16 protein-coding genes are annotated in these 20,868 nt (G+C 45.6%); 7 read left to right on the forward strand and 9 right to left on the reverse strand.

The window, feature by feature from the left end; genetic code table 11:
• Positions 1 to 8: 8 nt before the first annotated feature.
• From GVO63_RS03885 to rpoD, 3 genes are all read left to right on the forward strand, one after another.
• The gene (locus GVO63_RS03885) at positions 9 to 455 is read left to right on the forward strand and encodes a GatB/YqeY domain-containing protein (RefSeq protein WP_120960891.1); all 447 of its coding nucleotides are present in this window, start codon (positions 9 to 11) and stop codon (positions 453 to 455) included.
• A gap of 173 nt (positions 456 to 628) precedes the next feature.
• Positions 629 to 2,407, forward strand: a complete 1,779-nt coding sequence (dnaG, locus tag GVO63_RS03890) for a DNA primase (protein ID WP_159490332.1) — start codon at positions 629 to 631, stop codon at positions 2,405 to 2,407.
• 432 nt (positions 2,408 to 2,839) lie between these two features.
• Entirely contained in the window at positions 2,840 to 4,675 is a 1,836-nt protein-coding gene (gene rpoD, locus GVO63_RS03895; protein WP_159578185.1) for an RNA polymerase sigma factor RpoD, read from the forward strand.
• Between the two features lie 148 nt (positions 4,676 to 4,823).
• Here the strand turns inward: rpoD and GVO63_RS03900 are convergent, their stop codons facing one another.
• From GVO63_RS03900 to GVO63_RS03920, 5 genes are all read right to left on the reverse strand, one after another.
• Positions 4,824 to 6,443: a methyl-accepting chemotaxis protein gene (locus GVO63_RS03900; protein ID WP_159578186.1), complete on the reverse strand. Its 1,620-nt coding sequence runs from the start codon at positions 6,441 to 6,443 to the stop codon at positions 4,824 to 4,826.
• A 145-nt stretch (positions 6,444 to 6,588) separates the two neighbouring features.
• Positions 6,589 to 7,770, reverse strand: coding sequence for a topoisomerase IV (locus tag GVO63_RS03905; protein WP_159578187.1), 1,182 nt, complete (start codon positions 7,768 to 7,770; stop codon positions 6,589 to 6,591).
• 33 nt (positions 7,771 to 7,803) lie between these two features.
• Positions 7,804 to 8,208: a phosphate ABC transporter substrate-binding protein gene (locus GVO63_RS03910; RefSeq protein ID WP_159578188.1), complete on the reverse strand. Its 405-nt coding sequence runs from the start codon at positions 8,206 to 8,208 to the stop codon at positions 7,804 to 7,806.
• A 491-nt stretch (positions 8,209 to 8,699) separates the two neighbouring features.
• The gene (locus tag GVO63_RS03915) at positions 8,700 to 11,807 is read right to left on the reverse strand and encodes an efflux RND transporter permease subunit (protein ID WP_159578189.1); all 3,108 of its coding nucleotides are present in this window, start codon (positions 11,805 to 11,807) and stop codon (positions 8,700 to 8,702) included.
• Between the two features lie 13 nt (positions 11,808 to 11,820).
• A complete protein-coding gene (locus tag GVO63_RS03920; RefSeq protein ID WP_159578190.1) occupies positions 11,821 to 12,870 on the reverse strand; it encodes an efflux RND transporter periplasmic adaptor subunit in 1,050 nt (349 codons plus the stop codon).
• Between the two features lie 314 nt (positions 12,871 to 13,184).
• Here GVO63_RS03920 and GVO63_RS03925 point away from each other — a divergent pair, with 314 nt between their 5' ends.
• From GVO63_RS03925 to GVO63_RS03935, 3 genes are all read left to right on the forward strand, one after another.
• Positions 13,185 to 13,649: an NUDIX hydrolase gene (locus GVO63_RS03925; RefSeq protein ID WP_236552049.1), complete on the forward strand. Its 465-nt coding sequence runs from the start codon at positions 13,185 to 13,187 to the stop codon at positions 13,647 to 13,649.
• Between the two features lie 65 nt (positions 13,650 to 13,714).
• Positions 13,715 to 14,482 carry a class II aldolase/adducin family protein gene (locus tag GVO63_RS03930; RefSeq protein ID WP_159490316.1) on the forward strand — a complete coding sequence of 256 codons (768 nt, stop codon included), beginning with the start codon at positions 13,715 to 13,717 and terminating at the stop codon, positions 14,480 to 14,482.
• A gap of 121 nt (positions 14,483 to 14,603) precedes the next feature.
• Complete coding sequence (locus GVO63_RS03935) at positions 14,604 to 15,788, forward strand: mandelate racemase/muconate lactonizing enzyme family protein (protein WP_014975676.1); 1,185 nt, start codon at positions 14,604 to 14,606, stop codon at positions 15,786 to 15,788.
• A gap of 72 nt (positions 15,789 to 15,860) precedes the next feature.
• Here GVO63_RS03935 and GVO63_RS03940 read toward each other — a convergent pair whose 3' ends face one another.
• Positions 15,861 to 16,736 carry an amidohydrolase gene (locus tag GVO63_RS03940; protein WP_159578192.1) on the reverse strand — a complete coding sequence of 292 codons (876 nt, stop codon included), beginning with the start codon at positions 16,734 to 16,736 and terminating at the stop codon, positions 15,861 to 15,863.
• An 85-nt stretch (positions 16,737 to 16,821) separates the two neighbouring features.
• Positions 16,822 to 17,643: an SDR family NAD(P)-dependent oxidoreductase gene (locus GVO63_RS03945; protein ID WP_236552050.1), complete on the reverse strand. Its 822-nt coding sequence runs from the start codon at positions 17,641 to 17,643 to the stop codon at positions 16,822 to 16,824.
• 243 nt (positions 17,644 to 17,886) lie between these two features.
• Here GVO63_RS03945 and GVO63_RS03950 point away from each other — a divergent pair, with 243 nt between their 5' ends.
• Positions 17,887 to 19,647 carry an acyl-CoA dehydrogenase family protein gene (locus tag GVO63_RS03950; protein ID WP_159578193.1) on the forward strand — a complete coding sequence of 587 codons (1,761 nt, stop codon included), beginning with the start codon at positions 17,887 to 17,889 and terminating at the stop codon, positions 19,645 to 19,647.
• 114 nt (positions 19,648 to 19,761) lie between these two features.
• Here GVO63_RS03950 and GVO63_RS03955 read toward each other — a convergent pair whose 3' ends face one another.
• Entirely contained in the window at positions 19,762 to 20,304 is a 543-nt protein-coding gene (locus GVO63_RS03955; protein ID WP_159578194.1) for a DUF3016 domain-containing protein, read from the reverse strand.
• A gap of 100 nt (positions 20,305 to 20,404) precedes the next feature.
• A complete protein-coding gene (locus GVO63_RS03960; protein ID WP_159578195.1) occupies positions 20,405 to 20,776 on the reverse strand; it encodes a hypothetical protein in 372 nt (123 codons plus the stop codon).
• Positions 20,777 to 20,868: the final 92 nt, after the last annotated feature.

Genomic DNA, 20,868 nt, shown 5'->3' on the forward strand with positions numbered 1-20,868 from the left:
GAAGCATCATGGCACTAATTGATGATTTAAAAGCAGCGCAGAAAGATGCGATGCGCGCAAAAGAAAAGGTACGTCTTGGTACTATTCGTATGGCGATGGCCGCCATCAAGCAAAAAGAAATTGATGAACAAATTACGCTTGATGACAGCCAAATTTTAGCGGTACTGACTAAGATGGTTAAGCAGCGCCAAGACGCAGCTGCTCAATACGACGCAGCAAATCGCGACGACCTAGCCAGTAAAGAACGCGAAGAAATTACCTACATTGAAGACTTTCTTCCGCAACCTTTGAGTGACGATGAGTTAAATGCCCTTATTGATGAAACCATGGCGGCCACAGGGGCGTCGGGTATGCAGGATATGGGTAAAGTTATGGGCGCTTTAAAACCGAAGGTTCAAGGCCGAACTGACATGGGCGCACTGAGTGCGAAAATTAAGGCGCGCTTGAACGCTTAAGCGTAAAATTGAAACTTTAGTGATTTAGCCCGAAGGTGTGCATTGCCACGCCTTCGTTATTCTCATTCTTAGACTTCCCTGTTAAAGTAGCTAACTATCTTATTCATTTGTAACTTGTCGTCTTGGGCGTCGTTGCATGTTATGCATTACTGGTCCTTTTTAAAAATACCCTCATGGCTGGAAAAATACCTCGCGATTTTATAGATGATCTTCTGTCACGTACTGATGTGGTAGACGTGGTCGATAGCCGAGTAAAGCTTAAAAAAGCCGGCAAAAATTACCAAGCGTGCTGTCCTTTTCACAACGAAAAATCCCCGTCTTTCACCGTTAGTCAAGATAAACAGTTTTATCACTGTTTTGGCTGTGGTGCGCATGGCAATGCTATCTCGTTTATCATGGAATTCGACCGTCTTGAGTTTGTTGAGGCGATAGAGGAGCTGGCGCGTTATCACGGGCTTGAAGTGCCCCGTGAAAAAGGCAGTCGACCCGCTATGAGCGAAGAGAAAAAGCAGCAGCAACAAGACGATTACGCGGTCATGGAACAAGTTGCGCGATTTTTCCAGCATCAGTTGCGACAAAACGGCAACAGCAAAAAGGCTATCGAATATTTAAAGAACCGTGGTCTGAGCGGCGATATCGTTAAGCAGTGGGAAATTGGCTATGCTCCAGACAGTTGGGACGCCTTGCTTAATACCTTCGGCAAAGATCCCCAACGCATTAAGCAACTCGTTGACTTGAAACTTGTTAACCGCAATGATCAAGGTCGTACCTACGACTTTTTTCGCGATCGCATTATGTTTCCAATTCGAGACAAACGTGGTCGCGTGGTTGGCTTTGGTGGACGGGTATTAGATGATGGCGGTCCCAAATATCTAAACTCTCCAGAAACCCGAATTTTTCATAAGGGTAGCGAGCTATTTGGCTTCTATTCCGCCCGTCAAAATAATCGCAACCTAGATACCGTCGTTATCGTTGAAGGCTATATGGATGTAGTGGCACTAAGCCAGTTTGACATTAATATTGCCACAGCCGCATTGGGCACTGCGACGACGCCTGAACACATTCAAATGCTGGTTCGCGCCACTTCGCATATTGTGTGCTGTTACGATGGCGATCGCGCCGGCAGAGAAGCTGCTTGGCGTGCACTAGAAAACGCATTGCCTGCGTTAAAAGATGGTGTACGTCTTTCGTTTCTATTTTTGCCTGATGGCGAAGACCCTGACACGATGGTTCGCCAAATTGGCAAAGACGCGTTTATGAACATGCTTGATGAAGCGAAGCCACTTTCCCGCTTTTTCTTTGAAAGCTTGTTAAAAACCCACAACGTTGGCTCGCCCGAAGGCAAGATTGCGCTCAAAAAAGCGGCGATGCCGCTCATTGAAAGCACGTTAGGCGAGGATCAAAAGCAAATGCTTTTAGAAGAGCTCGCCAAACATACTGGTGAGTTTGATCGTTTTAAACTTCAGCAAGATATTACAAAGGCAAATCAAGGGGCCAAACAAGCGTATTCTCCGAACAGAAACCAAGTGAATAAACCTAAGCTTTCGCCGCTTCGCATGCTTATCCGACTACTGATAGATAAACCTGCGCTCGCTTCTCTATGTGAAGACGTGCAAATTGATATTTTCGCCGGCAGTAATGCGGCAGGTATGGATTTGTTACGCGATATACATCGGTATTGTTTAGCACATCCTCAGGCTAAAACTGCACAGCTTGTTGAAAACTTCCGCGACCATCCCCATTCTTCTACTATCGCGAAATTATTGTTACAAGAACATTTAGTTAAAGACGAGGATGCTGAGCGAGTATTTAACGACAGCTTTGCTCGCTTACTTGACGGTCATTTTGATGCCCGAATTGAAACCTTAATTTCACGCTCGCGGGTTCAGCCGCTTACCCAAGCGGAAAAACAGGAATTGAACCTGCTTATGAGGGAAAGACAGAAAAGTTAGCCGCGAGTCTTTATACATAGATTTTTGACCCGCTGGCCAACCTGACCTAACGTAGCACGTGCTTTTTAACACAACCTGTTCCAAAGGGCGGCTGTGTTAAAATTACTGGCTAAAAAATCGGCCATCAATCTGGTAAAACCACCGCATATTCTGCTATACTGGCTAATTCGCTGCAAACCTCTTTATATGAGCTAAACGCTTAAGGAGTGAACAAAAAAGCAGCAATACAAGTAGCAAAGATACAGCCGAACATAAACGGGCAAAACCAAACCCGAGCAGATGTGCATCGCAAAAGTAATGGTATAGACCAGCGTGGCATCGAGCATTAACGGCCTTGATACAAATGCAGTACTACAGCAGATCAGGGAACATACCTCTATGTATGTTGTCTTTTCTATTGCAAACTAATTGAATGTGAGAAGTGTAGGTTATATGGCGCAAAGCAAGCAGTCTCAGATTAAACTCCTGATTGCAAAAGGTAAAGAGCAAGGTTACTTAACCTTTGCAGAAGTTAACGACCACCTGCCGCAAGATATTGTCGATTCTGATCAAATCGAAGACATAATCCGCATGATTAACGACATGGGAATTCAAGTATCTGAATCAGCTCCTGATGCAGATGAACTTCTCATGCAAGAAGCAAATGCTGACGAAGATGCTGCAGAAGCAGCTGCGCAAGCACTTGCTACTGTAGAAAGTGAAATTGGCCGCACAACTGACCCCGTTCGCATGTACATGCGTGAAATGGGCACCGTTGAGCTTCTTACTCGTGAAGGCGAAATCGAAATCGCAAAACGAATCGAGGACGGCATCAACCAGGTGCAGTGCTCGGTTGCAGAGTATCCAGAAGCAATCACATACTTGTTGGATCAGTGGGATTTATACGAAGCAGAAGAAATTCGTCTGAGCGATATTATTTCTGGCTTCGTTGACCCTAATGACGATCAAGATCTTGCGCCAACAGCAACGCACGTTGGTTCTGAGTTATCTGAAGAAGAATTAGATGATGAAGACGGCGATGACGATGAAGACGATGAAGAAGAGGAAGACGATAGCGGTGTTGATCCAGAGCTAGCCCGCGAGCGCTTCACTGAGCTTCGCGAACAGTATGTTAAGACCCGTGAAGTTATTGAGAAAAAAGGCCGTTCTCACGCTGATGCGCGTAAGCAAATTAATGCACTAAGCGACGTATTCAAAGAATTCCGTCTGGTTCCTAAGCAGTTCGATCGCATGGTTAAAAACATGCGCGAAATGATGGATAAAGTACGTATACAAGAACGTTTAGTGATGAAGTTCTGCGTTGTTAACGCCAAGATGCCTAAAAAAGACTTCATCAAAGCATTTGCTGGCAATGAAACATCAACAGCTTGGTTACATGAGGCAATCAAGTCAGGTGCACCGTACGCATCAGACCTTGTTGTTAACCAAGAAGAGATCGAGCGCTGCATCAGCAAGATGAATCAAGTCGAGCAAGAAACCGGCTTGGTTATCGCAGACATCAAAGATATTAACCGTCGTATGTCAATCGGTGAAGCGAAAGCACGCCGTGCGAAGAAAGAAATGGTTGAAGCTAACCTACGTCTTGTTATCTCAATTGCTAAGAAGTACACCAACCGTGGTCTTCAATTCCTTGACCTTATTCAAGAAGGTAACATTGGTCTAATGAAGGCGGTGGATAAGTTCGAATACCGTCGTGGTTATAAGTTCTCGACTTATGCAACGTGGTGGATTCGTCAGGCAATTACTCGCTCAATTGCAGACCAGGCGCGTACTATCCGTATCCCGGTTCACATGATTGAGACGATCAACAAGCTTAACCGTATCTCTCGTCAAATGCTTCAGGAAATGGGTCGTGAGCCTACACCTGAAGAGTTGTCAGAGCGCATGTTAATGCCTGAAGACAAAATTCGTAAGGTACTTAAAATCGCTAAAGAGCCAATTTCGATGGAAACGCCCATCGGTGATGATGAAGATTCACATCTTGGCGACTTTATCGAGGACAGCACCATTATTCAGCCCCTCGATTCAGCGACAGGCGGAAGCTTGAAAGGCGCGACACAAGAGGTACTTGCAGGACTTACAGCGAGAGAAGCTAAAGTACTGCGTATGCGTTTCGGTATTGATATGAACACCGACCATACCCTTGAAGAGGTGGGTAAGCAGTTTGACGTAACCCGTGAGCGTATTCGTCAGATTGAAGCCAAAGCACTTCGTAAGCTTCGCCACCCTAGTCGTTCTGAGCAGCTACGTAGCTTCTTGGACGAGTAGTCTAGCGGTAACAGCACAAATAAAAATCCCCAGCTTGTCTGGGGATTTTTTTATGCGGTATCGTGAAACCCATCTGTAAAAAAGCCCCTGACGGGGCTTTTTAATAGCATAATTTACCAGCCTTAAGCGGCGTCGTACGTCTTTGCGCTTACACCCTAAACTGCTTAGCAATAGACTCAAGGTGTTGTGCAAGGTCTGCAAGTTCGTTACACATCGAGCCGAGCTCACCCGAGCGGCTAGCCGTTTGCTCGGTACGCTGATGAATTTCATCAACGTGGCGAACAATGTCTACCGCCACCGTGCGCTGATCTTCCGTATTATGTGCTATTTGCTCGTTCATCTTGTTGATGCGGCCAATTGTGCTTGTTATTGTTTCCAAGCTGCTGCCTGCTTTGTTAGCGGTCTCTACACTACTCGACGCTTGCTCGGTACCACGCGCCATTACTTCTACCGCAGAATGGGCCGCGCTTTGTAATTGCTCTATGGTGCTTTGAATCTCTTCTGTAGATTGTTGAGTGCGCGATGCTAACGTCCGCACTTCATCAGCAACCACGGCAAAGCCTCTTCCCTGCTCACCTGCTCTCGCGGCTTCAATAGCAGCGTTCAAGGCAAGTAAGTTAGTTTGCTCAGCAATACCTTTAATAACATCAAGTACAGAACCCACCTTGTTTGAATCAGACTCAAGTCGGGCAATCACATCAGCGGTTTCACGCACGTTATCGGCTAGCTGCTGAATGCTAGTCACTGTCTGCTGTACGATTTGACGCCCCTCGCTTGCCGCGTTGGTTGCCTCATTTGCGTCATTTGCTGCCTGTGCGGCACTGTGCGCAACGCCATCTACCGACCCGCTCATCGTGTCCACTGCCCGTTTGGCATTCGTGGCCGAGCGCTGTTGAACATCGATGGTACGCTGGGTTTCTTCGGTAACACCACGTAGATTTTGTGCGAGATTAGATAGCGGTAAACTTGCTTCAACAACATCACGAACCACACCCTGAAGCTTGTCCATGAATTGATTAAACCAATAAACTAAATCACCAATTTCGTCTTCGCTTTTGGTTTCAATACGAACCGTAAGATCGCCATTTTCTTGAGCTATATCTTTTAGCGAGCGAACAACATCATCAATACTCTGCTTTATACCTCGAACAATCGGCACCGCTGTTCCAAACAGTAATATCGTTACAACAATAGCTAAAATAACACCTGTGCTGATTAATGATGTATTGGCACTGTCTGTATTTTTAAAAGCCTCTTCAAACGCTGCCTGCTGTGCATCTCTAAATCGAGACATAGATGCAATCACACCGTCATAAGATTTGTTCATCTTTGACGAAAGCTCACCGAGGCGACTGAAGTCAGCTGTACCATTTACCATGGATTTAGACACATCAAAAGCCACACTAAAGTAATCATCAAACCCAGATGAAATTTGAGAAATATCGCTGCGGAAATCAGGGCTAATAGACGCTATCTGTTTGAGTCCATTTTTAGCCTCGTCGGCGAGGTCTTGCGCCATAACAAGAGTGTCTTGGTCGCCTGTAGTAACAGCACTTGAGAGAGTGTCACGTACTTTTTGCATGTCGACCAAGGTGGATGCAGATAGTTGCAAGGCAGGAAATTGAACTTTCTGAACTTTTTCCAGCGTGGCGCCATTATTGAGCGCTGTATAAACAGTGATAAGCAAGTAAATGATAAAACTTAGCGCCGCGATTCCTGGAATAAGGAAAATCTTAGTCGCAATGGGCATTTTTTTTAGAAAGTTCATTCGCTGTTCCACTGTTTTTTATAATTTGCTCAACAATTTTTCAGGTTTACCTGAAAAAACACCTCGTTCTAATTTATCTACATAATAGCGAAAATCTTTAATTTTAATTATGGCCTCACACCCTTGCGTGAGGCCATGCAGAGTACTAGAACGTGTAGTTTACACCGACTTTAAGAAGTGTAGCATCGTTCAGATCATTTAGGTCGTCCGAATACCAGGTAACATCGGTTTTCAATGCAAAACCTGGCTCAACATCGTAACGCAGGCCTACGGTAACTGCCGATACATCAAGTTTCTGCTGAGCAGCAATACCTGCTGCCCCCTGATAAATCGCAGACCAAGTCGCATCAGTTACCGCATCTCCTGAAGAAATTGAAGAAGGTAATGCTGCTATTAGCCCCAACTGATCACCATTATCTGCTTCTTCAACTTCGTAAGTAATGTGTGGAGTAAACTTACCAAAGCGCATTCCCGCTGTTACATACCACGCTTTGTTATCGGCAATAACAGAGCCATCTACTTCGGTTTGCGTAAATTCTGCGCCTACAAACCAGTCGTATTTATCAATATCAACGGCAACTTCAAAGAACGTCCCCGTATCATCGTTAACGCTTAGACCTTCAGCGGCATCAGAGGCAGATGGAACGAATGCGCCGAACTGACCCAGACCGCCAATAAAATTATCGAAGTCAGCGTTTGCAGCACTCGTTTTACCACGTGCTAACAACGTACGCGCACTAAACCAATCGCGCGTTGCTTCGAATGAAACAGCAACAACACCCTGTAGCTCTAGCGCCGCAGGTGTGCCCGAAATAGTTGTGTCGGCTTCAACACGTCCGACGGTAAATTGTGCACCGTATTCCCAGTCGCCCGAGTAGTTCATGTAGTCGACACGAATACCATCGATATTATTAAAATCAATACCGTAAACAGCATCAGGTGGTGTTAACCAGTGGTAAGAATAACCGATATCAAGTGACGCTGAATATTTGAAGAGCGGCATACGCAAGCGACCAGCACTGATATTGACATTGTTGTTCAATACATAAGTCATGTACGCCCATTCGAAGTCTGCATCGTAATCATCTCGACCACGACCAACTAACTGTGCCGTTGCAGATAATTTATCGCTAACTTCTCCGCGGACTTGAAGACCGAATACACTGGCTGGGTCAAAGCTGAAGTCGCTGTCGTAATCGTACACTGACTCATCGTCATCAAGCGTCATACCAGCAATCAAGTTTGCGAAGCCATTGATTTGAATGTCAGCCATAGCTGGCGCAGCTAATAGACCAGCCACAGATAATAAAGCAAGTTTGGTTTTCATGCGTGTTCCTTAATTCTTTACGTAAACGGTAGGTTAGAAGGTTGCAACAACGCGCACGCTGTCGTTCACTGCGCTGGCATCGACATAGCCGATTGCGCTAGCGTTACCCGCTACCGCAGAGACAACCTCTGCGTCGCTACCTAATGCTTTTGGTGGTTGACCTTTACCTGTAAACACAAGCTTTGACCAAAACGCAGTAAGCTGAGCTGCAGTTTTATTCAACACTTTGCCATTAAATTCGTCAGTCGCTGCTTGTCCTTCGGCAAGCGCGATGGGCTCTGCTTGTGCACCGCCAGGAAAAGCTTTCGCTTTGTTTAAGAAAATTCGGCTTATACTGTCTTTGTCAAGTGAGTCACCATTGCTGGGATGTACAATAACCGCTACGTCGGCAACTGCAACGTTACAGCAAAGTCCTGCTGCTATTATCCATTTCTTCATGATGTGTCCTCTTAAGGGTGTTGAGTTATATGCTCACCGTCTCTTACTCTCTTGAACTGCGATGGTTCGAGTATTGTTTATGCGGCTGGGCAGTGATGAGTCTTTTTACTCATACAAATACAACGTGGTAAGTATTAGTCACAAACGCCGTAATCGCCAATTTGAGCATTAAAAATTTAATGCCTATAAATGAGTCACTTATATAAGCATCTAAAATTGCGGCGAAGTGTAGTGGAAGAAAAAAGTTAAGCAACTATACCTACGTCTAATTAACATAATTGATACTAATCACCATAAATAAGACGTGATTATAACGGCATTCTTTTGGCATTAATCATTTAATTTTCAAAACCTTACAAAAGCAACAAGCCTTTAACAAAGTAATGAAAAGCCATGTTATCGTATAGAATGAGATACCTTTAAAAGCATGCCGTGCTAAGGAATAAGCAGGATCCAAGATGAAAAATGCAGGGCAAACGCCCTGCACATGATTATGACTCGCCTTTTTTATAAGGAATTTCTTTTTCTAGCCGCGCAATTTCTTTAGTCCGTTTGAGAGGCGAACCCGTGTTACGAGCAAGCCAGCTATATGCAGTTGGCACAACATAAAGTGTCATAAAGGCTGAAACCAGGACACCTGAGAAGATGACCATTCCAATCACCATCCGACTTTCAGCGCCGGGGCCTGAAGCAAGCACTAAAGGAAGGGAGCTAAATACGGTGGTAAACCCCGTCATGACGATAGGCCGTAAACGCTGAGCCGCGGCTCGTTTTAATGCGTACTCAAATTCCATGCCCGCATCTCGCAGCTGATTAGCAAATTCAACAATGAGTATGCCATTTTTGGCCGCGAGCCCAATGAGCATAACAAGACCAATTTGACTGTAAATATTGATTGTCATTGAGCTGAAAAACAGCCCGATATAAGCGCCTACCAGCGCTAAGGGCACAGTGAGCATGATAACAAGTGGATGTACCCAGCTTTCAAACTGTGCCGCTAAAATAAGATAAGTGACGGCAAGAGCAAGCATGAATACATAAACAAAGGAGTTTCCAGCTTCTTGATAAAGCTGCGACTCGCCTTTGTAATCAATCGAGACGTTATCAGGAAGTTCCGTTTCTACAATATTTTCCAAGTAGGCTAGCGCTTCACCCAACGTATAGTCATCCGCTAAGTTGGCAGAAATCGTTACCGCTCGCATTCTATTATAGCGGTTCAGTTGCGCTGACGTTGCCTGCTCTTCAAACGTAAGAAGATTGTCCATTGGAATAAGTTCACCGGTTCTCGCAGAACGTACATAGAGGTTTTCGATGCTATTGGGACTTCTGAAGTCCTCTTCTATGCCTTCCAAAATGACATCATACTCCTCGCCTCTATCGAGGAACGTAGAGACACGGCGCTGACCCAACATCACTTCTAATGTGCCCCCTATGTCGCTAATAGAGACGCCAAGATCCGCTGCTCTGTCACGATTAATATTGACTAAAAGTTGAGGAGAGGTCTCTTTGTAGTCAGAATCAATACGAATGAGACCTGGGTTTTTGGCGGCTTTTTCAAGCACAATATCTCGCCATTCAACTAGGTTTTCATAGGTATCCCCCTGCAATACAAACTGCACAGGGCGACCCAATCCGCCCCCGGATATTCCGCTGCGCATAATGGAGAAGGCACGCACATCAGGAACAGAATTAAGTTTTGCGCTAATTTCATCCATAAGGGAAAACGTACTAAAGTCGCGCTCGTCCCAATCAGCAGAACCGACGATTGCGATGCCCGCATTACCACCAAATCCAGGGGTACGTAATAGCAAACGATTTATTTTCCCGTTTTCACGATAGGGCATTAAGATGCTTTCAATTTTCGCAAGGTTTCTCGCATTACTTTCAAAGCTCGCCCCTTCCTGCGCGTTCATCAAAATAAAGAAATTGCCTCTATCCTCTTTAGGGACAAACTCGCTGGGCACTTTCTCAGACAACTGAACAAGCGCGACTACCGCAATAACAAGCATTAGTACCATTGGAATGGGTTGGTGAAGGGTTTTTCCCAGCGTATTAAAATAGCCATTTTCAAGTTGTGAAAATCGCTTATCCATCCAGCTTCCAAACCCAGATGAGCGTGTGCGCTTTTTGAGAATTTTAGACGCCATCATTGGCGAGAGGGTAAGTGCTGTAAAACTTGAAAACGCAACGGCGGCGGCAATAGCCAATGCAAACTCTGTGAACAGCCTTCCAATATTACCCTCAAGAAATACCAAAGGTACGAACACCGAAATAAGAACAAGCGTTGTAGCAATAACAGCAAAACCGACTTCTTTTGCACCGCGATAAGCCGCCAATATCGGAGGCTCGCCCATTTCAATGCGACGGTAGATGTTTTCAAGTACCACAATGGCGTCGTCAACCACTAAACCAATAGCGAGTACCATCGCAAGCAGAGTCAGTAAGTTGATGGAGAAACCCAGCGCATACATCACAATGAACGCACCAATAATTGAAACAGGCACAGTCACGGCAGGAATCAAGGTAGCGCGAATATTTCCCAGAAACAGGTAGATAACAATGACAACCATTAACATGGCAATGCCCAGTGTTTCGTACACCTCATCGATAGACGCTTCGATAAATACCGATGAGTCGTAACTTGGAACAATGAAAATGTTGTCGGGAAGCGTGGCTTCTATTTTTTCTATTTGTGCTTTTGCTGCCCTCGCTACGTCAAGAGTATTGGCTTTGGACTGTTTTATAATACCCAGTCCAATCATATTGACGCCGTCGCCACGAAACTCGGTCTCGTCATCCTCTGCGGTCAATTCTACGTGAGCGATTTCCCCTAAGCGAACAAGGTAACCATTATCCCCTACAGCCACAGTAAGCGCAGCAAAATCGTCAGGCGAAAGAAAAGTTCTAGCCACTCGAACTTCAAAGTCCCTGTCGCTACTTTCCACTTCACCGGCGGGTAATTCGACGTTTTCTGAACGAATGACTTGCTCAACATCGCTCACCGTAATGCCTCTTGCTGCCATGGCATTGCGGTCTAAAAACACTTTCATGGCATAGCGTTTACCACCGCCTAACTGTACACGCGCTACGCCATCTACAATTGATAACCTGTCGACCAACACACGCTCGGCGTAATCCGTTAGCTCCATTGTATTGAGATTCGTGCTTCGCAAGTTGTACCAAACGACCGCACTTTCATCTGAGTTTGCCTTTGATACTTCAGGTGGATCGGCCTGATCAGGCAGATTATTTAACGCGCGGCTTACACGTTCGCGCACATCATTTGCTGCAGCGTCTATATCCCGAGATAATTTAAATTCAATCGTAATGTCAGAGCGACCGTTTCGAGAGGTAGAGGTAACATTTTTAATACCTTCAATGCCTGAGATCCTATCCTCTAAAAGCTGGGTGATGCGAGTTTCAACAATATTTGCTGATGCACCTGTGTAGGTTGTGCTCACGGACACTATTGGTGGATCAATATCTGGGTATTCGCGCAAGCTCAGCATCGTAAATGCAACAATACCAAAGATAATCAACAGAAGATTAATTACGGTAGCAAAAACCGGGCGCTTAACGGAAACGTCTGATAGTAACATGGCACTAAGCTCCCTAGCGGTTAAGTACGTTGACCGGAGATTGGTCTCGCACGCGAAGTGTTCCCTCGGTGATGACTTCATCCCCTTCGCTTAAACCACTGACTATTTGAACCAAACCAGGACGGCGCTCACCGATTTCAACTTCCGTTTGATGGGCTACATTGTCTTTAATAACGTAAACGAACTGTTTGTCTTGTACCGGTACCAATGCTTTTTCGGGTAGCACTAGCGTATTTAAGACCCGTTTTTCAACCACGACGGTCAGCAACATCCCCGGCCGTAAGCGCTTGTCTTTATTGTCTAATGTCGCTCTTACTCGGATAGAGCGGCTAATTGGGTCAAGACGAGTATCGATATTTGTAATTGTTCCGTTGAACGTTTTATCTGGGTAGGCCACTGAAGACGCGGTAAGTGTCTGCCCTTTCGCAACGCTCGCCAGGTGATTCTCAGCGATATTAAAGTCAACCTTGATGACGCTGATATCATCCAGTGATGTAATGGTATCGCCAGGCTGAACCAGTGAGCCTATGCTGATTTCTCGATTACCTAAAAGCCCACTGAAAGGCGCACGAATTTGCATGTCATCAAGCTGGGCTAACGCAATGTCTAACTGCGCCTCAAGGGCTTTTACACGCGCCTGTTGCTCATCGAGAAGCTGTTCGGAAGTGGCGTTTGACTGGCGTAAGTCGGCAATCCGTGTAAATTGGCGCTTGGCCTCGTCTATATTTGCCCGTAATTCTTCGACTCGCGCGCGCTCTTCTGTGTCATTGAGCTGTATAAGCACCTCGCCTTTTTTCACCTCATCGCCATCTTCAAAATTGATAACTTTTACCGTGTCGGTAACTTGAGCAGTGATATTGACTGATTCGTTGGCAATCGCAGTCCCAAGAGACTCTATCGTGATAGGAAACGCTTGCGAGGAAATAAGCGCGCTATTAACCGGCGTTGCTCGCGGACCGCTCTGATTAACGCTTTGTTCTTCTGAAATATTTAAGTACACCACAACACCAGCGAACAACACCACACCGATAAGTAGTGGCGATAAAGAAAATCGTGAAGACATAACCTTTCCTATAGGTAAAAGCGTCCCATCGAACAGACTATTGATCATTAATTTCGGTCAATGGGTACTCAAGCACACAAAAATCGCTTACACGTGCAGTAAGCGCCGCTTTACGTTAATTCGTGTACCGCGTTATTGTTGTTTTATTTTATTTTTTGCGTAGAGTTTGTGGCTTTATTGACGTTGATATTTCAACAACCTTTAACAAACATTACCGTATTCTACCCAAATCAATGTGCAACTTTTTTCACTTATCAGCTTTATTCGCTGTTTTAACGCTTTTCTCCTGCTCTGGATCAGTACCTAGCGCACCGGTGTGTCGTGTTTCTGATGAACTTTCAGCCAAATTGGACGTTTTACTACAAAATAATCCATCCGTGTCCACCGCCGCTGCGTGTTTAATCAAAGTAAATGGGAAAGTGCTACTGATAAAACACCGCTTATCGAATAAGCTTGATTTTCCTGGTGGCGGGCAAGGAGATAATGAAACGCTGGCCTGCACAGCGCACAGGGAAACCTGGGAAGAGACCGGTTTTAATGTAGAGGTATCGCAATACTTAACAACGACAAAAAGTGGCTTAGCCTTATTCGGCTGCGCGCTTGAAGCGGGCATAGATCAACTCCCTGACGCCTTTGATGCACCACCTTGGGCGAAGGTAGAAGTAAAAAGGCTCGTTAAGGTCGATCCTTTTTCTATTGATGAAAAATCAATGCGTTTTGCCGACGAGCTTATTCCGTTACGCGATGGCTATACCCAATTCGTTATAAACCCGAACTGACAAAGCATTGTTCATTATTGAAGGTATTGATAAATTGATGACACTTTTGACAAAGGAGAATTGGCTTGTTTTCACTGCCGACCTTGAGCCTTAAAGGCAAAGTATCTGACCAGGAGTGGAATACGCGTGTGGATTTGGCCGCTTGCTATCGCCTAGTGGCTGACATGCGATGGGGAGACCTCATATACACACATATTTCTGCAAAAGTCCCAGGAACAGACCATTATTTAGTGAATGCATTTGGCCTTGGGTTTGATGAAGTCACAGCCTCTAATTTGGTCAAAGTAGACCTTGAAGGAAATATTTTAGATGACACGCCGTACGGTATAAACCCGGCCGGTTTTACAATTCACAGCGCGATACATGAAGTGCGACACGATGCGCAGTGTGTGATCCACCTTCATACGCTGGCTACAATTTCAGTAGCTTCTGTAAAAGGTGGACTCAAGCCATGGAGTCAGTATTCCATGTTCTCTTTACCTTCATTGTCTTATCACGACTATGAAGGTTTAGCGGTTGATGAGAACGAGAAAAAACGGCTACAGGACGACCTTGGCGATACTAATCACATGCTTTTACCCAATCACGGGGGGCTAACGCTCGGTCCAACCGTTGGTGATGCCTTTATGCGCTTTTACGATTTACAGCGAGCCTGCGAAATTCAACTTGCCTTGATGCAGTCTAATGAGGAAGTCATAGAGATACCTCAAACTATTATCGACGGTATTTATGCACAGGCAAAGATCGTACATAGCGGTGAAACCGGTGGACAAAAAGCGTGGCCTGCGATGTTAAGAAAAGCGTATAGGTTAGACCCAAGCTTCTGCGAATAAAATAAACCGATTCGCCTCTCAACGCGATAATGACCTTGTAGCGCGTTAGACTGGAGTGAGACAGTAGAAAAGCATCATCCGTCGTGCGCCCTCTAATTTTAAACAGGAATTGTTTAACACTATGAAAGTTACCAAAGTAGAAATATTTGATATTGAATGCCCTAAGCGCCCTCAGTGGAACCCTGTTTTTGTGCGTGTCTATACCGATGAGGGCATCACAGGGGTGGGAGAAGCCGGTCTCGCATACGACTGGGGTCATAGCGCCGCCGCTCACATGATTAAAGAAATTGCTGAAGCTATGCTAATTGGCTTTAATCCTTTCCATACCGAGCTACTCTGGTCGAGAATGTTACGCGAAGGCTTCTGGGGTCTTGGCGGCGGCCCAGTTATCTATGCGGCAATGAGCGCTATCGACACAGCGCTTTGGGACATTAAGGGCAAAGCACTTGGTCTGCCAGTTTACGAGTTACTCGGCGGTAAAACCAATGGCAAACTTCGCAGCTATGCCAGTCAGCTTCAGTTTGACTGGGATAAAGAAGTCACTAAGCTTAATGACCCAGCTGATTATGCCCGAGCAACCGAAAAAGCCCTTAAAGATGGTTATGACGCGGTAAAAGTTGATCCCATCGTTTATGACAAAGACGGGAATACCCACTTTGACAGAACCAAGCTATTTACTAAACCAGAGCTGAAACTTTTCAAAGCCCGCCTTCAGGCCATTAGAGACACGATGGGTGAAGATGGTGATATTATCTTTGAATGCCATAGCTTATTAGGGGCATCCACTGCTATTCAACTCGGTGATATTGTGGAAGAAATCGGCTGTTTATATTATGAAGAACCGGTAAATTATCTCAATTCAAAATTGCACGACAAGGTCGCTAAAAACGTAAATGTGCCCATTGCTGGCGGCGAGCGTTTGTATCACCGTTGGGATGTTCGCCCCTACCTTGAAGACCAATCGATTGATGTGCTTCAACCTGACGTGGGTCTTTGTGGTGGCTTCACGGAAGCGAAAAAGGTGTGTGACTATGCTGACATTTACGATGTACGCATTCAGGCTCACGTTTGCGGCGGCCCAGTTGCTACAGCGGCAAGCCTACATTTAGAAACGGCCATTCCAAACTTCTTGATTCACGAACATCATACGTACGCAATTAAAGACTGGAACCGTGAACTTTGTATTCAAGACCCTCAGCCTGTAAACGGCTTTATTGAAGCGCCTGACACGCCGGGAATTGGTATTGATCTAAACGATGAAGTGGTTTATCGCTCGCCGCACATGACGGTGACTGCACTTAAATAATGTAGAAGCTTAACGGGTTTATTGTAAGACAATAAACCCGAGGCGAGCTCCGCGCCCTATTCCACGCTCGCTTTATGCGATGTCGTACCATCGCTTAGCATTGACAGACAGCAGCGCCGCTTTTTGAGTTTCAGAAAGCGACGTTGTCATAGCAACGAACCCCCGCCAGAGCACAGCATACGGCATTCGCCACTTGCACAGTGGGAAGTTGCTGGCAAACATCATTCGATCGGCGCCAACGGTGTGCAATAAGCGTTCAAAAATAGCAGACGCACGCTGCCACTGCCAACAGCGTTCTTGCATCTCTAAACCCGAAAACTTAAACGCAACTTGCTCTGTTTCACTCAGATAACGGATATTCTGCTGCCATGTTTTAAACCCAAGGCTATTTGCATCCATCGGCGCTATTGCGGCATGATTGATCGCCACTTTTAACGAAGGCGTTTGTTCTAACACGTTAAGCAGCGCGCGAACGGCATTGCTATCTGCAAGGTTCAACTGCGCATCAAAAGAAAAGTCTTGCGACGCCATATGACGAAGCCCCCATTTAACCTTAGGGGTACGTAAAAGCGCTTCAGCTTCGTCATCTAATATATGACGAAGCCCACGTACTGAGTTGTACTTATTTAGCTTATCGATATGACTGCCGACTTTATTTCCCGTTAAATCGATGCACCCAACCGAACGAAATGGCAGCGTACAATGTCGCTCCAAGAAAGCGATTTCACGCCACGGCCTTTCGTTATCGTAACCCGCTTCAATGTGAACAAAACCTTCTAGTTGTCCTAATGAAGCGCAGTAGAGCGTGTGCTCTGTGGTGTGTTTTGCAATCGCTTTTTTGTCCGGCCAAAAAGGGGCATTGGCAGGTTTTAGCCAATTGTAGTCACCTTCATCTAAGGCAAAAAAGTGTATATGAGGGTCTATCCAAGAGACTGAATGCTCGCTCATTTTTTTATCAAACCTTATTTTATGCGATTGCTGATAGCCCATTCAGCGTGACTTTTTTATTGAGCCCTTTCTATATGCGCTCTTTCTACTGTGTTGTATAGCCCCCATCCACCGCATACAGGCTGCCCGTGATGAACGACGCTTTGCTGCTGCATAGAAAATAAGTCAGTTCGGCTACGTCTTCTGGCTGGCCCAAGCGGCCAATAGGTTGCGCGGCGGCTTCTTCTGCGACGACCTCGTCCTTATTAGCGCCAGAGCGCGCGACATAATTGTCGATAGCGTTGTGGAAAAGTGGCGTTTCAATGGTACCAGGGCACACAGCGTTTACACGAATATTGTAACTCGCGTAATCAAGTGCAGTGGTTTTAGCCACAGATGCTAGCGCGCCTTTACTCAGACCATACGCGAAAGAGTTTCGTTTACCCACAAAAGACTGATCTGACCCCATCACAACAATAGCACCACTGCCTTGTGCTTTCATGGTAGGCAAACAAGATTTTATGGCACCGTATGCCCCTTTAATATTGAGGTTAATGACTTTATCAAGCAACACTTCGTCAGTCTCTTCAATGGTGGCTGAAACATGTATTCCTGCGTTACAAACCAGCGCATCGATACGGCCATACATAGCAAGCACTTCGCGAATTGATAATTCAATATTACTGACTACACTGACATCACAAGGCTTCCAAAGGGAATTTAATAATGGTTGCTCGAAGTCTCTGATGTCTAAATTAACTACGTCGTAGCCGTTTTGACTAAACACTTTGCACACCGCATAGCCAATGCCAAGACTGCCCCCAGTGACGATACACACCGGACGTTTTTCACGCTCACCTGTTTTTTTAGCGCCGTGAGTTGGTTGAGAACTATCCAAATCTTCTAATGCCATATTGTTGCGAACCACATTTAATCTTGCTTTGATTTCTATGACGTCAAGCATGCCAGTGAGCACAAGAAAAGCAAGTAAACTGAACCATCTTGATTCGTGATTGTGTATTGCTTTTACCAAAAGCAATACACAATCGCCTAAAGCGCATGTTTATCACTCAAATTTATTATTAACTTTCCTTTATCGGGCTATTACGACTAGGCTTTTTGTGACTATAATAGGCAAAATTAAAACACCTGTTTGAAAAAGGAGTCATCCATGCCTCTGTACCATGCCCCTACAACTGATTTTCAGTTTTTACTCAAAGACTGGCTTGGACTCGATGCTCATTACGAAAAGCTTGGGATCAGCGACTTTGATTGCGAACTCGCCAACGAAATTATCGCTCAAGGTGCTAAGTTTGCATTAGACGTTGTTGCTCCTCTTAACCGCGAAGGCGACGAAGAGGGTTGTAAATTAGAAAACGGCAAAGTGACAACCCCTAAAGGCTTTGCTGATGCCTACCAAGAGTATGTCGCTAATGGCTGGAACGCTATGTTGGGTTCTGCGGAATACGATGGTCAAGACCTACCTTACACCATGGCTGTGCCGGTGCACGAAATGCTTAATGCGGCAAACTTAAGCTGGCGTTTAACGACCATGCTTACGGAGAGTGCAACCCTTGCAGTAACCAAGCACGCCAGTAAAGACCTGAAAGATATCTATCTTGCTAAGCTTATCAGCGGAGAGTGGACAGGCACGATGAACCTGACTGAACCACACGCTGGAACAGACTTAAGTTTGCTTAGCACAAAAGCCGAGCCACAAAGCGACGGCAGCTATAAAGTCACTGGCAACAAGATATTTATTACCGCAGGCGATCACGATTGGAGTTCGAACGTTATTCACCTTGTGCTAGCGCGCTTACCTGACGCTCCAAAAGGTGTAAAAGGAATTAGTTTGTTCTTGGTACCTAAGTTTTTACCTGATGCAAACCATGAACCTGGTGAAGCAAACAGCCTGTCTGTGGGAAGCATTGAGCATAAAATGGGGATCAAGGCGAGCCCAACGTGCGTGATGAATTTCGATGGTGCGACTGGCTATCTAGTCGGCGAAGAGAACCAGGGCTTAGCTTGCATGTTTACGATGATGAATGATGCACGCTTCCAAGTGGGTTTACAAGGTTTAGGCGCCGCAGAGGCCTCCTATCAAGGTGCCCTGACTTATGCCCGTGAGCGCGTTCAGTCTCGCGCGCCGCAAGGCATTCAAAACCCAGAAGGAAAAGCCGACCCTATCGTATTCCAGCCCGATGTCGCACGCATGCTACTCACTCAGAAATCATTGATTGAAGGCTGCCGCGCCTTGTCACTTTTCTACGCCAAATTTATGGACGTTGAAAAACACGCCGAAGGCCAAGAAAAAGAAGACGCTGAAAAAATACTTCAGTTCCTAACGCCAATTTGTAAAGCGTTTATGACTGACATGGGACTTGAAACCACAAGCCTTGGCGTTCAGGTGTTCGGTGGCCATGGTTTCATTCGCGAATGGGGCATGGAGCAGTTAATGCGCGATGTACGTATTGCTATGCTGTACGAAGGCACTAACGGCATTCAGGCTCTAGATCTTATAGGACGTAAACTGACCCGTGATGGCGGCCAAATGATGGAAGCAACCTATCAAGCATTTAATGCCTTGGTAGACGACATCCAAGACAGTGAATCAAAACAGTTAGCTCAGGGAATTTTAGATGACTGGCGCGCCTCTTCGGCTGATTGCCTAGGTATGGATGCAACCACTGCGGCGTCTGCAGCCTGTGATTATCTTGCTTACAGCGCATACTCACTCATTGGGGTGCTTTGGTACAGCATGGCCGATAAAGCACAGCAGTGCGAAAACGCCGTGCTTGCAGCATCGAAAATGAAAACACGGGACTTCTACATGGAACGCATACTTGTTCGTCGCGATGCACACAAAGCCGCATATAAGGCAGGTCCAGAAAGCACCCTTGCCATTTCTGGCAATGAGTTCGACTATCTGTAAAACGATGCGGTAACGGATTTTTGGCCCACAGTGGATAGGCCTCACAAACAAAAAAGGTCACATTTTGAATGTGACCTTTTTATTTTAAGACTGTGCATCTTTGTTTCATTTATATCATTGCGTAGCGGCGACTTCGGTAGTGAAAGTCTCTGAAAACCATTCGTCTAGCATCGCCTTTTCATACGTTAGCGCATCTGTGCGATTGCGACGAATATTCGACTCCATGAAATCCATGTCTTTCAGTTTCACCTCTTCGCCGCTGACGACCACTTGGCCTTCTGCGTTTGAGAGCGTGAAGCTGAACGTCATACGCGGGATATCAACTCGCTGTATGAGACGAACATCATTTCCAGCCCCTGCCCCAAAGCCAACAAACTGACTTGGCCACACTTGCCCAGCCAAGTCGACATTCGTTACGGTCATGGAGAGCACCTGCGATTCAGGCAACGCTTCTGCGAGTTTTACAATGTGCTTTTCTAGCTCTTCGAGTGTGCGCTCTCGAAAGCGTTTGCGTGACTCATTGGTGGGCCTAATATCACTGTAAGATTCTGGTTCTTCCCATGTGATGTTAACCTCTGCTGCTTGTGTGGGAGCTAAAACAGCAAGTAGTCCGACTGCGACGCAGCTCAAACAGGAAAAAGTACGTAGTTTATTCACTTTTGTGCTCCTAAAGTCAGTCTTTAAAACCGTAATTTAGCAAGCTTAACGAAATAGTTTAGTCATTAACGATTCGAGCGGACTCATGTGCTTGCAAAGACTAGTCTCGTTCTGCGACCTGCATAACTGGCGACTGTTTGATGATTAGGCAAAGTTGAGCGCGTTTAGTTCCCGCAAAATTAGGGTTGATGTCATCTTTTTCACAGTAGTCACTGTAAAACCGTTTAACGCTTGCTGTATCAGCGGTTATTTGCTGAATGTAACTTTGCTGATAAGGCTTGAGAGGGCTAAGTTGCTCGTCAATTTTTTCTCGTAGATTCGCCAACTCTTTACGCTCGGCAACGGTGGTAATAGAAATGAGCCAGTCAGATACTGTATTTTGGATATCTGCAAAAAGATACTGAACAAAAGGAGATCGCAAGACGATGACAAGAACAATGATCTCAGCGGCAATTATAAAGAACCTTAACATGACTTCTCAGCTAACTTCGATGAACGTTTACGACAAATAGCGCCGACTTTCTGTAAGATATTATCAACTTCTATTTTAATAAGCCCCACTGT

It is taken from the genome of Alteromonas sp. KUL106 (assembly GCF_009811415.1).
In the GTDB taxonomy this organism is placed as follows: Bacteria; Pseudomonadota; Gammaproteobacteria; order Enterobacterales; family Alteromonadaceae; genus Alteromonas.

What these genes read in the sequence shown, in the direction of transcription:
- GVO63_RS03950 (WP_159578193.1), top strand. Translation starts at nt 17,887, where the DNA reads ATGCCTCTGTACCATGCCCCTACAACTGATTTTCAGTTTTTACTCAAA.
- GVO63_RS03920 (WP_159578190.1), bottom strand. Translation starts at nt 12,870, where the DNA reads ATGTCTTCACGATTTTCTTTATCGCCACTACTTATCGGTGTGGTGTTG.
- GVO63_RS03960 (WP_159578195.1), bottom strand. Translation starts at nt 20,776, where the DNA reads ATGTTAAGGTTCTTTATAATTGCCGCTGAGATCATTGTTCTTGTCATC.
- GVO63_RS03910 (WP_159578188.1), bottom strand. Translation starts at nt 8,208, where the DNA reads ATGAAGAAATGGATAATAGCAGCAGGACTTTGCTGTAACGTTGCAGTT.
- dnaG (WP_159490332.1), top strand. Translation starts at nt 629, where the DNA reads ATGGCTGGAAAAATACCTCGCGATTTTATAGATGATCTTCTGTCACGT.
- rpoD (WP_159578185.1), top strand. Translation starts at nt 2,840, where the DNA reads ATGGCGCAAAGCAAGCAGTCTCAGATTAAACTCCTGATTGCAAAAGGT.
- GVO63_RS03915 (WP_159578189.1), bottom strand. Translation starts at nt 11,807, where the DNA reads ATGTTACTATCAGACGTTTCCGTTAAGCGCCCGGTTTTTGCTACCGTA.
- GVO63_RS03940 (WP_159578192.1), bottom strand. Translation starts at nt 16,736, where the DNA reads ATGAGCGAGCATTCAGTCTCTTGGATAGACCCTCATATACACTTTTTT.
- GVO63_RS03885 (WP_120960891.1), top strand. Translation starts at nt 9, where the DNA reads ATGGCACTAATTGATGATTTAAAAGCAGCGCAGAAAGATGCGATGCGC.
- GVO63_RS03935 (WP_014975676.1), top strand. Translation starts at nt 14,604, where the DNA reads ATGAAAGTTACCAAAGTAGAAATATTTGATATTGAATGCCCTAAGCGC.
- GVO63_RS03905 (WP_159578187.1), bottom strand. Translation starts at nt 7,770, where the DNA reads ATGAAAACCAAACTTGCTTTATTATCTGTGGCTGGTCTATTAGCTGCG.
- GVO63_RS03900 (WP_159578186.1), bottom strand. Translation starts at nt 6,443, where the DNA reads ATGAACTTTCTAAAAAAAATGCCCATTGCGACTAAGATTTTCCTTATT.